General features: G+C 71.9%; 12 protein-coding genes. 5 read left to right on the forward strand and 7 right to left on the reverse strand.

Annotated elements, in window-relative coordinates; all coding sequences use genetic code 11:
- The first annotated feature begins 248 nt into the window (after positions 1-248).
- A complete protein-coding gene (locus ABT025_RS02730; RefSeq protein WP_350989420.1) occupies positions 249-2,363 on the forward strand; it encodes a TPM domain-containing protein in 2,115 nt (704 codons plus the stop codon).
- Between the two features lie 124 nt (positions 2,364-2,487).
- Positions 2,488-3,198 (forward strand): PspA/IM30 family protein, encoded by a 711-nt coding sequence (locus ABT025_RS02735; RefSeq protein WP_350989054.1) that lies wholly within the window; start codon positions 2,488-2,490, stop codon positions 3,196-3,198.
- Between the two features lie 18 nt (positions 3,199-3,216).
- Here the strand turns inward: ABT025_RS02735 and ABT025_RS02740 are convergent, their stop codons facing one another.
- The 6 genes from ABT025_RS02740 to ABT025_RS02765 all read right to left on the reverse strand — a co-directional run bounded on the left by ABT025_RS02740 (position 3,217) and on the right by ABT025_RS02765 (position 10,324).
- A complete protein-coding gene (locus tag ABT025_RS02740; protein ID WP_350989422.1) occupies positions 3,217-5,790 on the reverse strand; it encodes a SpoIIE family protein phosphatase in 2,574 nt (857 codons plus the stop codon).
- A gap of 193 nt (positions 5,791-5,983) precedes the next feature.
- The gene (locus ABT025_RS02745; RefSeq protein WP_350989056.1) at positions 5,984-6,412 is read right to left on the reverse strand and encodes an ATP-binding protein; all 429 of its coding nucleotides are present in this window, start codon (positions 6,410-6,412) and stop codon (positions 5,984-5,986) included.
- 174 nt (positions 6,413-6,586) lie between these two features.
- Positions 6,587-6,991, reverse strand: coding sequence for a (deoxy)nucleoside triphosphate pyrophosphohydrolase (locus ABT025_RS02750; RefSeq protein ID WP_350989058.1), 405 nt, complete (start codon positions 6,989-6,991; stop codon positions 6,587-6,589).
- 112 nt (positions 6,992-7,103) lie between these two features.
- Positions 7,104-7,331, reverse strand: coding sequence for an SPOR domain-containing protein (locus ABT025_RS02755; RefSeq protein ID WP_350989060.1), 228 nt, complete (start codon positions 7,329-7,331; stop codon positions 7,104-7,106).
- Positions 7,332-7,512: 181 nt separating this feature from the next.
- A complete protein-coding gene (locus ABT025_RS02760) occupies positions 7,513-9,246 on the reverse strand; it encodes a purine-cytosine permease family protein (RefSeq protein ID WP_350989062.1) in 1,734 nt (577 codons plus the stop codon).
- 325 nt (positions 9,247-9,571) lie between these two features.
- A complete protein-coding gene (locus ABT025_RS02765) occupies positions 9,572-10,324 on the reverse strand; it encodes a GntR family transcriptional regulator (protein WP_350989064.1) in 753 nt (250 codons plus the stop codon).
- A gap of 277 nt (positions 10,325-10,601) precedes the next feature.
- On the opposite strand from ABT025_RS02765, the gene ABT025_RS02770 reads away from it, so the two are divergent.
- The 3 genes from ABT025_RS02770 to ABT025_RS02780 all read left to right on the forward strand — a co-directional run bounded on the left by ABT025_RS02770 (position 10,602) and on the right by ABT025_RS02780 (position 15,877).
- Positions 10,602-11,999, forward strand: a complete 1,398-nt coding sequence (locus ABT025_RS02770; RefSeq protein WP_350989066.1) for a glycoside hydrolase family 18 protein — start codon at positions 10,602-10,604, stop codon at positions 11,997-11,999.
- A gap of 76 nt (positions 12,000-12,075) precedes the next feature.
- Entirely contained in the window at positions 12,076-13,179 is a 1,104-nt protein-coding gene (locus tag ABT025_RS02775) for a pyridoxal-phosphate dependent enzyme (RefSeq protein WP_350989068.1), read from the forward strand.
- Between the two features lie 97 nt (positions 13,180-13,276).
- Entirely contained in the window at positions 13,277-15,877 is a 2,601-nt protein-coding gene (locus ABT025_RS02780) for a discoidin domain-containing protein (RefSeq protein WP_350989070.1), read from the forward strand.
- On the opposite strand, the gene ABT025_RS02785 is transcribed toward ABT025_RS02780, so the two are convergent.
- A complete protein-coding gene (locus ABT025_RS02785) occupies positions 15,864-16,754 on the reverse strand; it encodes a DMT family transporter (RefSeq protein ID WP_350989072.1) in 891 nt (296 codons plus the stop codon). The genes ABT025_RS02780 and ABT025_RS02785 overlap by 14 nt on opposite strands.
- Positions 16,755-16,771 lie beyond the last annotated feature (17 nt).

A 16,771-nucleotide genomic window follows, 5' to 3' on the forward strand; every position in this document is an offset into this window, starting at 1 on the left:
CCCCCTGCTTGTCTCGGTGTCTCGATGTCCCGGCGTCCCGATGACCGGGTGACTCGGTGACTCGGTCCGCCGAAGCCCCCGGTGACTCGGTGTACTCCGGCTGCACGAACAGCGGGCCGTGTTCCTCGGTGTGCCCCACCCGTACGAACAGCAGGACGCGCCTGGTCCGGGGACCGTTCCCGGGCGGACCGTCCGGAGCGTCTGCCGGGTCGCGGGCCGCCGGGGGCGGACATAGCCTCACAAACGTGATGCCGCCTGTGAGCCGAACCCGGATCCTCATACCGGGCCGGGCCCTGCTCGCCCTGCTGTTGACGGTGTGCTGGCTGGTCCTCGCCCCCGCGCCGGCCGCGCGCGCCGACGGGCCCATCACGCTGTCCCGCGACGGGCAGATCACCGACAGGGTGGGCGCGCTCGGGGACCGCAGGGCCCAGGTCGTCACCGCGCTCGACCGGCTCTACGACCAACGCCGCATCCAGCTCTTCGTGGTCTACGTCCGTGACTTCTCCGGGCGCTCCGCGCAGGACTGGGCCGACGAGACGGCCGACCGCAACGGGCTCGGCCTCGACGACGTGCTGCTGGCTGTCGCCACCCACGACCGGCAGTACGCCTACTCCGTCGACCAGGACTCCCGCCTCACCGACGCGCAGCTCCAGGACGTGGCGAGCACCGCCATCGAGCCGGCGCTCAAGGAGAACGACTGGGCGGGTGCCGCGATCGGGGCGGCCGACGGGTACTCCGCCGTCCTGACCGGTTCACCCGTCCCCACCCCGACGATCACCCCGGGTGCCGCCGACCCCGGCGCGGGGAGCTCCGGCGGGACGAGCGCCGGGGACCTGGTGCTGCCGATCGTCCTCGTCGGCGGCGTCGGAGCGGTTGCCGCGTACGCGTTCACCCGGCGCAAGCGCCGCGCCACCACCCGTACGACACCCGGCGCGACGGGCTGGGGTCCGGCCGGAGCCGGGCAGGGCGAACCGGAGCAGCCGCCCGTCCCCCTCCCCGAACTCGACGCACAGGCCAAGGAGACGCTCGTCGACACGGACGACGCGGTCCGCACGAGCGACGAGGAACTCGGATTCGCCACCGCCCAGTTCGGCGAGGCGGCCGCCGCGCCGTTCGCCGAGGCCGTCGGCTACGCCAAGGGCGAGCTGACGGCGGCCTTCCGGCTGCGTCAGCAGCTCGACGACGCCTTCCCCGAGGACGACGCCACCCGCCGCCGGATGCTGGACGAGATCATCAGCCGCTGCGCGGAGGCGAACGCACGGCTGGACGCGGTCTCCGAGGACTTCGACCGGCTACGGGAACTGGAACGCAACGCCCCGCAGGCGCTGGCCGCGGCCGAGAGCGCGTTCCGTTCGCTCGCCGGCCGGGTCTCCGCCGCGGAGACCACGCTGGCCGCGCTGCGCGACCGTTACGCGGAGTCCGCGTCGGCCCCCGTCGTGGCCGGTATCGAGCAGGCCAAGGACCGGCTCGTCTTCGCGACGTCGTCGCTCAACCGGGCCCGGCAGGCGGTGGACGGCGGCGACCACTCCGCGGCTGCGGTGTACGTACGGGCCACCGAGGGTGCGATCGGCCAGGCGACCACGCTCGTCGACGCCGTCGACCGGCGCGCGCGGGAACTGGAAGAGGCGGCGGCCGGACTGCCGGCCGCGCTCACGGAGACGGAGACGGACCTGGCGGACGCGGGAGGGCTGCTGGAGGGCACCTCCGAGGGGGTGTCCACCGCGGACCTCCGCGGCCGGATCGCCCGCGCCCGGTCCGTGGCCGGTGATGTACGGGAGGAGCTGGCCGCGGGTGCGTACGACCCCATCGACGCGCTGCGCCGGGTGGAGGAGGCGGACGCGGCACTGGACGAGGCGCTGGCCGGTGCGCGCGAGCAGGAGCAGGGCAACCGCAGGGCCCGCTCCCTGCTCGACCAGACGATGCTCACCGCACGGTCGGCGATCGGCTCCGCCGCCGACTACGTCTCCACCAACAGGGGTGCGGTCGGCAGTCAGGCCCGGACCCGGCTGGCGGAGGCCCAGCGGCGACTGGAGCGGGCCCGTGAGCTGGCCGGGACGGACGATGCGCAGGCGGCGCTGGCCGAGGCACAGCGGGCGGACGCGCTGGCCGGGGAGGCGCGGAGCCTCGCGGAGCAGGATGTGCGCGCGTACGGGGGACGGGGCGGCCCGGGTGGCGGTGCGGGCGGGGGCATGGGCGGCGCGGTCCTCGGCGGGATCATCCTCGGCGGACTCATGGGCGGCGGCCGAGGGGGCGGGTTCGGAGGCGGGGGCGGCTTCGGAGGCGGCTTCGGCGGGGGCGGCGGGCCGGGGAGCTTCGGCGGCGGGGGCACCCGCGGCCGGCGGGGCGGCGGCGGCCGCTTCTGAACGAGGCCCACAGCCGTGGACGCGGGCGATGCCCGATGCCCGACAGCCGTACACGCGGCCGAGCGCACAGCCGAAGACGTACACGTCACGTTGCACAGCAGGACCGGACACACAGGAGAGTGCCATGACCAAGCAGACCGTTCTCGGACGCGTCACCCAGCTGGCGAAGGCCAACATCAACGCCCTGCTCGACCAGGCCGAGGACCCGCAGAAGATGCTGGACCAGCTCATCCGCGACTACACGTCCAACATCTCGGAGGCCGAACAGGCCGTGGCCGCCACCATCGGCAATCTGCGCCTTATGGAGCAGGACCACCGTGAGGACGTCGCGGCGGCCAAGGAATGGGGTGAGAAGGCGCTCGCCGCCAGCCGCAAGGCCGACGAGCTGCGCGCGGGCGGATCGGGCCCCGACGCCGACAAGTTCGACAACCTGGCCAAGGTCGCACTCGGCCGCCAGCTCCAGTCGGAGAAGGAGGCGAAGACCGCGGAGCCCACCATCGCCGCGCAGACAGAGGTGGTGGACAAGCTGAAGTCCGGCCTGGACCAGATGAAGACGAAGCTGACGGAGCTGAAGTCCAAGCGTGACGAGCTGGTCGCCCGCGCCAAGTCCGCCCAGGCGCAGAACCGGATGATGGACTCCGTGAAGAACATCAACGTCCTCGACCCGACCAGCGAGATCAGCCGCTTCGAGGACAAGGTCCGGCGCGAGGAGGCGAAGGCACTGGGCAAGCAGGAGCTCGCCGCGTCGTCGCTGGACGCCCAGTTCGAGCAGCTGGACACGCTGGGCGACAGCGCCGAGGTGGAGGCCCGCCTCGCCGCGCTGAAGACGGGCTGACCTCTTCGGGCGCCGTCCTCAGAACATGCTGAGCAGTTCCTCCACCGTGCGCTCGACGGCCGGTCCGCCGGCGGGCAGCGGGAGTTCGAACCAGACGGTCTTGCCGCGCGGTGTCCGTCGTGACCCCCAGGCCGCGCTCAGCAGCCCGACCAGCTGGAGTCCGCGGCCGCCCTCGTCCGTGTCGCGTGCGCGCCGGCGCCGTGGCTGGACGAGGCCGGCGTCCCACACCTCGCACACGAGGGTGCGGTCGCGCAGCAGTCTGAGCCGGATCTCGCCCTCGCCGTACCGCAGGGCGTTGGTGACGAGTTCGCTGACCAGCAGTTCGGTGGTGTCCACCAGGTCGTCGAGGTTCCAGGCGAGCAGCTGGCCACGGGCCAGCTCTCGGGCGCGGCCGACCGAGCGCGGCTCGCGGGGCAGCCGCCAGTCGCCGACGGCATCGGCCGGCAGCCCCTGGATGCGGGCCATCAGCAGGGCGATGTCGTCCTCGCCGTGCCGGGTGTCGAGCGAGCTCAGCACGTGGTCGCAGACGTCCTCGAGCGGCCGGGCGGGTTCGGCGAGGGCTTCGCGCAGCGCTTCGAGCCCCTCGTCCAGCGGGTGGTCGCGGGACTCGACGAGACCGTCGGTGTAGAGGGCGAGCAGGGCGCCCTCCTTGAGTTCCACCTCGACCTCCTCGAAGGGTTCGCCGCCGACGCCGAGCGGCATGCCGGGCGGGACGTCGAGGAGCAGCGCCGCTTCGCCCGGCTCGACGACGACGGGGGGCAGGTGGCCCGCGTTGGCGAAGGTGCAGCGCCGGGTGACCGGGTCGTAGACGGCGTAGACGCAGGTCGCCAGGTAGACCTCGGAGAGGTCCGCCTCGCGCGACTTGTGGGCGGCCCGCGAGGGCCACTGGGCGCCGCCGCCCGCATCGGACGAGGTGCTGCCGCCGGGGGTGCCGAGGCCCCGGGCGACCTCGTCGAGCGCGGAGAGCACCTCTGCGGGTTCCAGGTCGAGGAGGGCCAGGGTTCTTACGGCGGTGCGCAGTTCGCCCATGGCCACGGCGGCGCGCAGCCCGCGGCCCATCACGTCGCCGACGACGAGGGCGGTGCGGTGACCGGGGAGCTCGATCACGTCGAACCAGTCGCCGCCGACCTCGGTCGCCGTGTTGCCTGGCAGGTACCGGCACGCGATGTCGAGTCCCGCGGCCTCGGGGTCGCCCGGGGGCAGGAGGCTGCGCTGGAGGATCAGCGCGCGTTCGTGCTCGCGGCGGTAGAGGCGGGCGTTGTCGATGCAGACGGCGGCGCGTGCGGCGAGTTCGGTGGCCAGGGCGCGGTCGCGCTCGCCGAAGGGTTCGCTGCCCTTCGTACGGGAGAACTGCACGAGGCCGACCACGGTGTCATGGGCGACCATCGGCACGGCGAGCGTGGACTGGACGAAGCCGCGGTCGTCGCCCGGCACGTCCTCCACATGGCCGGTGCGCAGGGCGATGGCGCAGGGCGAGCCGAAGGGGTAGTGGTGCACGGCGCCGAGTGCGGGCGGACCGGTGCCGGACCGGGACTCGGCGGTGCCGGGCGCGGTGCCGTCGGGGACGGTGTCGGGCAGGGCGTCGGACACGGCGCTGGCGAAGGCGACCCGGCGCAGTCCGGCGGAGCCGCCGACGGCTTCCCGGCGCAGGGACCCCCCGCTGCCCGGCGCCGTCTCCTCGCCGGTGAGCAGGGCCTGGTAGAGGTCGACGGCGGCGAGGTCGCAGAATCCGGGTACGGCCACGTCGAGGAGTTCGCGGGCGGTCGTCTCCAGGTCGAGGGAGTTGCCGATCCGGGCGCTCGCCTCGTTGAGCAGGGCGAGGTTGCGCCGGGCGCTGGCCGCCTCACGGGCTGCGATGTGGCGCCGGGTCACATCGGTGGCAAGTCCGGCGATGCCGATGGGGCGGCCCGAGCCGCTGTGCACCCGGTAGAGGTTCATCGACCAGTGGCGGCGCTCGGTGTCACCGGGGGCGGTGCCGACGAGCTGGAGGTCGGTGACGGAGTCGCCGGTTGCCAGGACGTGTTCGAGCGTGGCCGTCAGCCGGTCGGCCTCCAGGCCTGTGAGGTAGTCCCCGACCGTGCGGCCCTGGTGGTCGTCCGCCCGGCCGCCGAAGACGGTGGCGAACCGCTCGTTGGCCCGCACCACGGTGAGATCGGTGCCGAACAGCACGAAACCGAACGGAGATTGACCGAAAATCGCCTGCGAGGCCGCGAGGTCCGTCTCGATGAGGCGCAGTGCGCGGACGTCCACGACGATGCAGACCGCGGCCCGTTCGCCCGACGTCGTCTCGCTCGGCATCACATAGATCTCGGCGAGCCCGTGCACGGCGTCCTCGCCCGGCATCCGGAAGGGGACGAGGCCCGTCCACTCCTTGCCGTCGAGCACCTCGCCGATCCGGCGGCGGCCGTCCCTGCGCAGTTCGGCGGGTATGAAGGCCTCGACCGGATCCCTGCCCACGGCCTCGTGAGCGGCAACGCCGAAGAGACCGGCGGCCCGGCGGCTCCACTGCTCGATCAGGCCATCGGGGCCGATCGAGAAGGAGGCGACCCTGATGTAGTCGTAGATCGAGCCAGGCGGACTGCTCTGCCACATGACATCGCCCGCTGTCCCAGGTATTTCGCTCACGCGACCGTCCCCTCCAGCTCACACACCGGACCGGTCCTGCCCGCAGTATTCAGCACTACGGCCCCGACCGACACGGCGTTCACGATCACAGCACGGTCTCAGTCCGTTTCGGCCAGATTCTGACCGGTCCTCCGTGATCGCTGTTCATCCCACCTCACTCCTAACCAGGCAGGGCCAGCTCGAACCACACCGTCTTGCCGCTCTTTCCGCGCCGGGTCCCCCAACGACGGGCCGAACAGGCCACGAGCTGCAGCCCCCTGCCGCCTTCGTCGTCGGGTCCAGCCGTACGTTCGGTGGGCGGATCCGGAAGCGGATCGGAGACCTCCACGAGCAGGCCGGGGCGCGCCGAGGGGCTTTCCCCATTGGGATGGGGGCGTACCAGCCGTACCCCGATGGGACCTGCCGTGTACCGCATCGAGTTGGTCACCAGCTCGCTGACCAGCAGAACCGCCACATCACCGACGGCAGTGTCGAGCCCCCAGCAGCTCAGCGCCTCGTGGACGGCGTGCCGTGCCGTGCGCACGGCGCCGGGAACAGCGGGGAAGCTCCACTCGGCGCTGTCGCCTTCGGTATCGATCACGCCGATCACTTCCCAAGACCAGCAACGGGAATGCCTTGCTTACGGGGACTAAACACCACATACCCGTAATTCAGGACGAAATACCGCCGGTGTCGACACGTGGGGCGTACGGGCGCAGAGGCGCGCACACGAACGGCTGTACGCGTAGCGAGGGGGCGCGCAGGCCAGGGCCGGGCGCTCCGCTCAGCGGTGTGCGCCGCCCGGCTGCCGGCGTACGGCTTCGGCCACTGCGGGCAGATCCTGTTCCAGCCAGTCCACCGTGCCGCTCTCACCCGGTCCGAGCCAGCGCAGCTCGTCGTGGTCCTGGAGCGGTTCGGGCACACCGGAGACCAGCCGGGCCGTCCACACATGGAGCACGTAGCCGGGCTTGAGCGGCCACTCGCCGGGGATGCGCTCCAGCGGCTCCGTCTCGATACCCAGCTCCTCCCGGAGCTCACGGACGAGCGCCTGCTCGCCGCTCTCCCCCGGCTCCACCTTGCCGCCGGGCAATTCCCATCGTCCCGCCAGCTCCGGCGGGGCGCTGCGGCGCGCGGCCAGAAGCCGCCCTCGGTCGTAGACGGCTCCGGCCACCACCACGCGATCAGTCATGATGCGGAGCGTAATGCCCCGTCATGACCGCCCCGGGCGGTAGCGCCCGGCGTGCGCGACGCACCGGGGACCCGGCACGGCGCACTACGGGCGCACAACCGCAGGCATGCCCCTACGGGCGAGCGGCCTGCCCGGTGCGCTCCACCCAGTAGAGCTGCTTGTGGCCGCTGTTCTGGAGCTTGTCGGCGGTCCGCTGTGCCTCGTCCTGCGTGGCATACCTGCCCACGCGGTAGCGGTTGCCGTTGTCGTCCTGCCGTATCACCAGCCAAGGGAGCACGGCACCGCTGTCGCTCATCGCATCCCTCCTGAGCATTGCGCCCCTCCCCTGAACGGCGTGCACGTCTCTAAGGATCCCCAGGAAACCGCATTACGCATATGCCCGAGCCTACGCCTGACCTTTACTCAACGCATGCGTAATTGCACAAAGGGATACCGATCCGGCCAGGAGTGGACCAACGCCCTGGGGGCGCATCCAACTGGATGCGCCCCCAGGGCTGTTCATGGCATTCCGGTCCGGCCGCCTACCCCCGGCCCGCGCCCTCGCGCAGGACAGGCATCGGCATGAGGACCGGGCCGCCGGCGGGGTCCTTGCGGCAGACGTCACCGCAGTCGGCGTCGAGTGAGCAGCAGAGCGAACAGATCGGCCCGGACCGTACGGGGCAGTCGGCGATGTCGGGTAGTTCGTAGGCCGTGGCACAGACCGCGCAGGTGTGGGTGGCGGTGATGTCCGCGACCTCGACTCCGGGCCCGTTCACGGGATTGGGCCGGGCCAGGTAGTACTTCCCCTTCGTGGCCCAGGCGATGAGCGGACACAGCGTCAGCGAGAGGCCGGCCGCGATGAAGGTCGAGAAGGCCTCCGCGTACACGCCGAACAGACCGAAGAAGGCGAGGATCGAGACGGTGGACGCGATCACCATCGCCCCGAATCCGGCCGGGTTCACCGCGTACAGATAGGCCCGTTTGAACTCGATGTACGGCGGGCTCAGTCCGATCCGCTTGTTGATGACGAGGTCGGCGGCGACCGCCGCGATCCAGGCGATGCCCACGTTCGAGTAGAAGCCCAGCAGCTTGTTGAGGGCCGCGAACATGTTCATCTCCATCAGCGTCAGCGCGATGACGAGATTGAGGAAGATGTACCAGACCCGGCCGGGGTGACGGTGAGTGATGCGGGAGAAGAAGTTCGACCACGACAGCGAGCCGCTGTACGCGTTGGTCACGTTGATCTTGATCTGCGACACGATCACGAAGAGCGCGGCGGCGGGCAGCGCGAACGAGCCGAGCCAGGGCTTCAGCGCCTCGATCTGCGGGGCGATCGGCTCCAGCGCGTGCGTCTTGCCGACGGCCTCCAGGGCGACGAAGGCGAGCAGTGCGCCGCCGAGTTGCTTGGCCGCGCCGATGACGACCCAGCCGGGTCCGGCGGCGAGGACGGCGAGGTTCCAGCGCCGCTTGTTGGTCTCCGTCCTCGCCGGCATGAAGCGCAGGTAGTCGGCCTGCTCGCCGATCTGCGCGATGAGGGAGAGGGCGACGCCGGTGCCGAGCCCGAAGCCGATCCAGGAGAAGCCGGATCCCGCCCCTTCCGTACCGCCGAAGGAGCCGAACGCGCCCCAGGCGTCCGGTGCCTCGAACGCGAGGACGACGAAGGGCAGCACCATGCCGACGATCCAGACGGGCTGGGTCCAGGCCTGCACCTTGGCGAGCGCGCCCATCCCGCGGAAGACGATCGGGATGACGATCAGGGTCGTCACCAGATAGCCCGCCTCGACCGGCAACCCGACCGCCTGGTGCATGGCCTGCGCCATGATCGAGCCTTCGAGGGCGAAGAAGATGAAGGTGAACGACGCGTAGATCAGCGAGGTCAGCGTCGAGCCGAAGTATCCGAAGCCGGCGCCCCGGGTGACCAGGTCCATGTCGAGGCCGTACTTCGCGCAGGCCCGGGCGATGGGGATGCCGGTGAGGAAGATGATCGTCGCGGCCGCCAGGATCGAGGCGAATCCGCTGGTGAAGCCGTAGGTGAACACGATCGAGGCGCCGATCGCGAAGTCGGCGAGGTAGGCGATCCCGCCGAGCGCGGTGCCCGCGACCGTGCCGGGCGACCAGCGCCGGAAGGAGTGCGGCGCATAGCGCAGCGAGTAGTCCTCGCGGCTCTCGTCGGCGGCGAGCCTGGCGTAACTGCGCCCGGGCGGCGGGGCGGCGGGCCCGCCTGCGAGGTCTCCCCCGGAGGCGGGCTCCGTCTTCGGTACGGCTGTGTCCGTCATCGGTGACTTCCCGTTCGTCAGTCCGGTGTGCGGGTCCGAACGGGAAGTTAGGAGCAGGACATGACAAGCCGTCACGGTCGGCGATTGCCCGGCTGTTACGGGACGGGGGTGGCCGTTAACTTGTCGTCACGGGCCGCGGACGTACGCGTCCGGGTATCGGTCACCCGACAGGAACCGACTCGCCCCGCCCCTGCCGGCCGACAGGAACCAGCCCGTCCGACCCCGGCCACCGCCCGACAGGAGCCGACTGGCCCTGCGCCGGCCACCGCCCGACCGGAACCGGCCCGCCCGACCCCGGCCGCCGGCCCGGAACCGCTCCGCCCGGTCACCGGACCGGGAGGTGGTACGCGACCCGGTACCGGTCGGCCGGCACCACGACGTCGGCGGTCTCGACCGGGCGGCCCGACGCGTAGTACGTCCGCTCGATCACCATCACCACATGGCCCGGCACCCCGCCGAGCGCCAGGAGCTCCTCCGCCAGCCCCGGGCGCGCGCCGACCTGCTCGGCCACGTTGTCCACGACGACATCGATCGCGGCCATCCGCTCGACCACCCCGCAACCGCCCAACGGGCCCTCCTCCGGCAGCATCACCGGCGTGCGCCCCGTGACTGCGAGGGTCTCCCAGGAGGTGGAGAGCATCATCGGCTCCCCGCCGTCCCGGAACACGTAACGCGTACGCATCACGCGGTCGCCCGGCTCGATCCCGAGCCGCTCGGCGATCTCCGGGCTCGCCCCCTCCTGTTCGCTCCGGGACTCCCAGGTCCCCCGCGCGCCCTCCGCCGTCTGCTCCTGCCGGAACGGACTGGCCCCGGTCTCCGACCGGAAGCCGGAACGGGCGATCCGGCGTGGCACCGGGCGCTCACGCACATAGGTGCCGGAGCCGGAGCGGCCCTCGACCAGCCCCTCGGCCATCAGCACCTTGCGCGCCTCCAGCGCGACGGTGTCCGAGACTCCGTACTCCTCGCGGATACGCGCCTGCGACGGCAGGCGCGTATGCGGCGGCAGCGAACCATTGGCGATCTTCTCTCTCAGATCGCTCGCAACGCGCAGATAGGCGGGCTGCTCACCGAAAGTCACAGGCCACTCCCCAAGAGGTTGACAGACTGCAACAGCGTGGCAACCGTCGGTTCCAGACCGCAAGCACAGGCCAGAGTTTCACTCGAAGTGATGATTCGCGGCCGACGAGCGCATATCCCGCCGCCGACCGCCACGGCATCTCCGCCGTTCCGGTTCCCCCCACCCCTTGACCGCATTTGGTCCAGACCAATACCTTCCTCTCCACACGGCACGGTCACGCGTCTCTCAGCACTTGTCTCTCGGTACGTGCCTCCGCACACGCACAGGAACGGGCCTCATGCGTCGAAGAACCCTGTCCGGACTGGCCATTGCCGCCTCCGCCTTCTCGCTGGCCGCCACCCTCGCCCCCGCCGCCAACGCCACCGCGGGCCACGGCGAGGAGCCCGGCGCGGACCGCGGAAAGGGCAGCCACCCCAGCTCGGCGCCCGCCTACAAGCGCGTCGGCTACTTCACCCAATGGGGCGTCTACGGACGCGACTTCCAGGTCAAGGACCTGGAGACCAGCGGCACGGCGGCCAAGCTCACCCATATCAACTACTCGTTCGGCAACGTCAGCGCCGACGGCAAGTGCTTCACCGGCAACGTGCCCGGTGAGGCCGACGCCTGGGCCGACTACGTCCGCCCGCTGGAAGCAGCCGGTTCGGTGGACGGCGTCGCCGACACCGACGACCAGGCCCTCGCGGGCAACTTCAACCAGCTGCGCGAGCTCAAGGCCAAGCACCCCGGCCTCAAGGTGATGATCTCGCTCGGCGGCTGGAGCTGGTCCACCCACTTCTCGGACGCGGCCCGCACCGCCGCCTCCCGCAAGGCCTTCGTCTCCTCGTGCATCGACCTGTACATCAAGGGCGATCTGCCGGTGGACGGGACGCGCGGCGGCAAGGGTGCGGCGGCAGGCCTCTTCGACGGGGTGGACATCGACTGGGAATGGCCGGGATCCGCCGGTGACACCGACACGGTGTACCGCCCCGAGGACAAGCAGAACTTCACGGCGCTGGTCCACGAGTTCCGCACCCAGCTCGACGCGTACGCGAAGAGCAGCGCCGCGCAGCGCAGGGGCGGCCACCACGGATCGAAGCCCAAGCACTACGACCTCTCGGCGTTCGTGCCCACGTCCCCCGAGAAGATCGACGCCGGCTTCGACGTCCCTCGCATCATGCGGGACTTCGACTTCGTCAACCTCCAGGGCTACGACTTCCACGTCTCGGGCGAGAAGACCACCGCCCAGCAGTCCGCGCTGTACGCGAAGGGCGACTTCAGCGTCGACCAGACCGTGCACGACTGGCTGAAGCGCGGCGCCCCGGCCCGCAAGCTGGTGATGGGGATGCCGTTCTACGGTCAGGGCTGGACCGGCGTGACCGGTGGCGGCAACGGCCTCGGCCAACCCGCCACGGCCCCCGCGCCCGCCACCTGGGCGGCCGGCTACGAGGACTACAAGGCCCTCAAGAAGCTGGCTGATTCCGGTACGTACAAGGTCCACCGCAACGTCCGTGACGGCAGCGCCTGGCTGTTCGACGGCACCACGCTGTGGACGTACGACGACCCGCAGGTGCTGCGCACCAAGACCGCGTACATCCGCGACCACCGGCTCGGCGGCGCGATGTTCTGGTCGCTGGACGGGGACACGGAGGACGGCGAGCTGATGACCGCCGTCGACCGCGGACTCTCCCGGCGTTAGGCCCCTGTCCGGGGCGGCTGCGACGACGCGGCCGCCCCGGACTCCGTCCCGCCCCTGCGGCTGGCATGCTGGCGCCATGGCCACCACGTACCGCTGCCCGCAGGACGGCACCCGTGCCGACGTCACCTCGCTCGCCTGGTGCTGCCCCGTCTGCCGCGGCCCGTGGGACCTCGACTTCGAGGGCGCGGGCCCTCTGCGTCCCGGCGATCTGCCCGGCCGGGTCAACTCCCTTTGGCGCTACGAGGAAGTCCTGCCGCTCTCCTCCCCCGCGACCACCCTCGGGGAGGGCCGCACCCCGCTCGTCCCGCTCACCGGCACGGTCTCGGCCAAACTCGACTTCCTGATGCCGACGCTCTCGTTCAAGGACCGCGGCGCGGTGATGCTCGCCGAGCTGGCCCGCCGCCTCTCACCCGAGCGTGTCGTCGCGGACAGCAGCGGCAACGCGGGCACGGCCGTCGCCGCGTACTGCGCCCGCGCCGCACTGCCCTGCACGGTGTACGTCCCCGAGGGCACGTCCGCGAAGAAGACCGAGCAGATCCGGGCCCACGGAGCCCGGCTGGAAATCGTCCCCGGGGACCGCGAGGCGACCGCACGGGCGGCCCGCACCGCTGCCGACGCGCCCGGCACCTTCTACGCCTCGCACGTCTTCAACCCGTACTTCCTGCACGGCACTAAGACGTACGTGTACGAACTCTGGGAGGACCTCGGCGGCCGGCTCCCCGACGCCATCGCCGTCCCCGTCGGCAACGGCACCCTGCTGCTCGGCGCGGCCCTGGCCACCGCGGAACTCCTCGCCCAGGGCCTGATCGACACCCGCCCCGCGCTGATCGCCGTCCAGGCCGAGGCCGTGTCGCCGCTGGCCGCGGCCTTCCACGCGGGGGCGCACGACCTCCTCGACGCCCCGGCCGGTACCACCGCCTCCCCCACCCTCGCCGAGGGCATCGCCATCCCGCGCCCGCCGCGCGCCCGGGCGATCCTGGCCGCGGTACGGGAGTCGGGCGGCACCTTCCTGACGGTGACCGAGGACCGGATCCGCACCGCGCAGCGGGATCTGGCCACCCGGGGCTTCTACGTGGAGACGACGGGCGTGGCCTGCTGGGCGGCGGTGGGCGGCTGGACGGACCGCAGCGTCGTCGTGCCGTTGTGCGGCGCGGGCCTCAAGACCGGGCTCGCCGCCTGAGCGTCCGCGCGCCGGCCCGCGCGCACGCCCCCGTGTCAGCCGTTCACCCCGCGCGCCGCGCACCACCGCACCCTGCCCCCTTACCTACGTTCGTAGCGTGAGCCTCTCGCGTACCTCTCTTCTCACGTCCCTCGTCGCGTGCGCCCTGATCGCACCGTCGCCCCTGTCGCCCGTCGCGTACGCCGCTGATCAGCGACCGCCCGCCCCGGCAGCCGTGGCCTGCGGCCGGGACACGGATCCCGCCTGGGCCCCGACGTCCACCACGTTCGGGGAGGCCGCGGGCTACGACCCCTACGTCGGCAACGGCTATCTGGGCCACCGGGTACCGGCGGCCGGTGCCGGATACGCCGAACGCGACGAGAAGACCGGCTGGCCGCTCTTCACCCCGCGCTACGACGGGGCGTTCGTCTCCGGGCTCTTCGGCCGCGAGGAGGATCTGGCGGCCGGCCGCGAGGTGGCCGCCGCGCTGCCGAGCTGGACGAACCTCGATGTGCGCGTGGGCGAGGAGACGTACGGCTCGGCCACACCTGCCGGCCGGATCTCCCGGTACCGCCAGACGGTGTTCATGCGCTGCGGGTTGGTGGTGACGTCGTTGCGCTGGACCACGGCCGACGGCCGCGCGACCGACCTGACGTACGAGGTGCTGGCCGACCGGTCCGACGTGCACACCGGTGCCGTACGCCTGCGGATGACCCCGCACTGGACCGGCACCGCGACGGTGACCGGCCGCCTCGACCCTCGCGGCGCGCGCCGGATCGCACTGGAGGACGACGGGACGTTCCGCACCCGGGGCACGGGGACAGCCGGCGCGATCGTCCAGACCGTGCGCCCGGCGGGCATCAACGGACACGTGTCCCGGGTGAGCGCCGGGCGCACGTACACGTTCGAAAAGTATGTCGGGGTGGACACCGCGCTCACCTCACGCGCCCCGCGCACCACCGCCCGCGAGGCGTCCCGGGGCGCGGCACGGCGCGGCTGGTCCGCCGTCCTCGCCGAGAACGCCGCCGTCTGGCGCCGCGACTGGTCCGCCGACGTGTCCGTGCCGGGCAGCCCCGAACTCCAGGAGTGGCTGCGCTCCGCCCAGTACGGGCTCCTCGCCTCCACCCGCACCGGCTCCCGCGACAGCATCGCCCCGGCCGGGCTGACCAGCGACAACTACGCGGGCATGGTCTTCTGGGACGCGGAGACCTGGATGTACCCGGGGCTGCTCGCCACCCGGCCCGAACTGGCCCGTTCGGTGGTCGAGTACCGCTACCGGACACGCGACGAGGCCCGGACGAATGCCGAGAAGCTCGGGTTCAAGGGACTGTTCTACCCGTGGACGAGCGCGAGCAGGGGCAATCTCTGGTCCGAGTGCCAGAGCTGGAACCCGCCGCACTGTGTGACCCAGAACCACCTCCAGGGCGATGTCTCGCTGGCTGTCTGGCAGTACTACCTGGCCACCGGCGACCGTGACTGGCTGGCCGGCCACGGCTGGCAGATGCTTCAGGGCATCGCCGACTTCTGGGTCTCGCGCGCCACCGCGAACGACGACGGCAGCTACTCGGTGAAGGAGGTGGCGGGCCCGGACGAGTACAGCAACGGGGTCACGGACGCGGTGTTCACGAACGCCGTCGCGGCCACCGCCCTGCGCAACGCCACCCGCGCGGCGCAGCTCCTCGGGCACCCCGCTCCCGCCGAGTGGACGAAGGTCGCGGACGGTCTGCGCATCCCGTACGACCCGGACCGCAAGCTCTTCCTCCAGTACGCGGGATACGACGGCTCGACGATCAAGCAGGCCGACACCGTGCTGCTGGTCTATCCCCTGGAGTGGCCGATGGAGCCGGGTGCGGCGGCCGCCACGCTCGACTACTACGCGGCGCGCACCGATCCTGACGGCCCGGCGATGACTGACTCGGTCCATGCGATCGACGCGGCCGCCATCGGGGAGCCGGGCTGCGCCACGTACACGTATCTCCAGCGTGCCGTGCGCCCCTTCATGCGGGGTCCGTACGCCCTCTTCAGCGAGGCGCGCGGCGCGAAGGCGGGCGCGCAGGATCCGCTGTCCGGATTCCCGGCCGAGGACTTCCTCACCGGCAAGGGCGGCTTCCTCCAGGTGTTCACGCACGGGCTGACGGGCCTGCGGCTGCGGGAGGACGGGGTGCGCCTGGACCCGCTGCTGCCGCCGCAGCTGAGTGACGGCGTGAAGCTGACGGGTCTGCGCTACCAGGGGCGTACGTACGACGTCTCGATCGGCCCGCGCACGACGGAGGTCCGTCTCACCTCGGGTGCCCCCTTCACCCTCCACACCCCGTCGGGTCCGCGCTCCCTGTCCACCGCCCTCACTCTCCCCACCCGCCGCCCGGACCTGGCCCCGACCACCGACGCGGCCCGCTGCCGCCCGGCGACGGCCACGTCCGAGACCCCCGGCCTGTACGCGGCCGCGGCGGTCGACGGCAGTACGGCGACCGCCTGGTCCCCGGACGGGGAGACGGGCTCGCTGACGGTGGACCTGGGCCGGTCGGCCCCGGTGACGTCGATCGCGCCCGCGTGGACGGACGTGACCCCCGCGTCGTCCCGCCTGGAGACCTCGACGGACGGCAGGACCTGGCAGCCCTACCGGGCGGGCGCGGTGGCCCGCGAGGTGCGGGTGACGGTCCGTTCGGCGGATGCGGCCGAGCCGACGGGCGTACGGGAACTGCGGGTCACGCAGGATTAGGGCGGGTGCGGCGGACCTCGGCCGGCCGCCGGCGCGCCACCGGCCGGCCGAGCAGAATCCCGCCCAGCACGAGGACGAGCCCGCAGATCTGCCGGAGGGTGAGCGACTCCCCGGCGAGCACGGTGCCGAGGAGCACTCCGGTCACCGGGTTGAGCAGCCCGACCAGGCCGACGGTCGCGGCCGGCAGATGGCGCAGGCCCGCGAACCAGGCGGCGAAGGCGAGGGCGGTCGCCACCACGGTGACGTATCCGAAGCCGAGGACGGCCGCTCCGTCGAGTGCGGGCGGCGCGCCTTCCACGGCCGCGGCGAGGGGCAGCAGCAGAAGGCCACCCGCGATCAGCTGCCAGGAGGTCGAGGCCAGGACGTCGGTCCCCGCGCCCCAGCGCTTGGTGAGGACGTAGCCGAGGGACGACATCAGCAGGGCCGCGACCGAGGCCAGTACCCCTCGGATGTCGGCCGAGACGGTTCCGGTCAGCAGCATGAGGCATACCCCGCCGATGCCGGCGGCGGCCCCCAGCAGGGGCAGCAGCCCCGGCCGCTCGGCGACGAGCGCCCAGGCGATCAGCATCATGGTCACCGGCGAGGCGGCCATGATCGTCGAGGCGGTGCTGGTCGGGAGCAGTTGCGCGGCGACGTATACGAGGGCGAAGAAGCCGCCCATGTTCAGGACGCCGAGGATCACGGCCTTCCACCACCAGGAGCCGCGGGGCCGTTCGCGCCGGACGGCCAGCAGGAGCAGCCCGGCGGGCAGGGCCCTGACAGCGGCGCCGTACAGCGGGGTCTCGGCGGGCAGGTAGGCGTGGGTGACGTAGTAGTTCGTGCCCCAGGCCACCGGGGCGATCGCCGTGATCAGCACCCATCGCAAAGTAGCTTCCATGGAAGTTAATATACCCG

Origin of the sequence: Streptomyces sp. NPDC002809 (assembly GCF_040295435.1) — a bacterium.
Classification (GTDB): Bacteria; Actinomycetota; Actinomycetes; order Streptomycetales; family Streptomycetaceae; genus Streptomyces.

Excerpts from the sequence above, each read along its gene's own strand:
- ABT025_RS02735 (WP_350989054.1), top strand. The coding sequence starts at position 2,488 with ATGACCAAGCAGACCGTTCTCGGACGCGTCACCCAGCTGGCGAAGGCC.
- ABT025_RS02730 (WP_350989420.1), top strand. The coding sequence starts at position 249 with ATGCCGCCTGTGAGCCGAACCCGGATCCTCATACCGGGCCGGGCCCTG.
- ABT025_RS02770 (WP_350989066.1), top strand. The coding sequence starts at position 10,602 with ATGCGTCGAAGAACCCTGTCCGGACTGGCCATTGCCGCCTCCGCCTTC.
- ABT025_RS02750 (WP_350989058.1), bottom strand. The coding sequence starts at position 6,991 with ATGACTGATCGCGTGGTGGTGGCCGGAGCCGTCTACGACCGAGGGCGG.
- ABT025_RS02775 (WP_350989068.1), top strand. The coding sequence starts at position 12,076 with ATGGCCACCACGTACCGCTGCCCGCAGGACGGCACCCGTGCCGACGTC.
- ABT025_RS02740 (WP_350989422.1), bottom strand. The coding sequence starts at position 5,790 with ATGTGGCAGAGCAGTCCGCCTGGCTCGATCTACGACTACATCAGGGTC.
- ABT025_RS02785 (WP_350989072.1), bottom strand. The coding sequence starts at position 16,754 with ATGGAAGCTACTTTGCGATGGGTGCTGATCACGGCGATCGCCCCGGTG.
- ABT025_RS02760 (WP_350989062.1), bottom strand. The coding sequence starts at position 9,246 with ATGACGGACACAGCCGTACCGAAGACGGAGCCCGCCTCCGGGGGAGAC.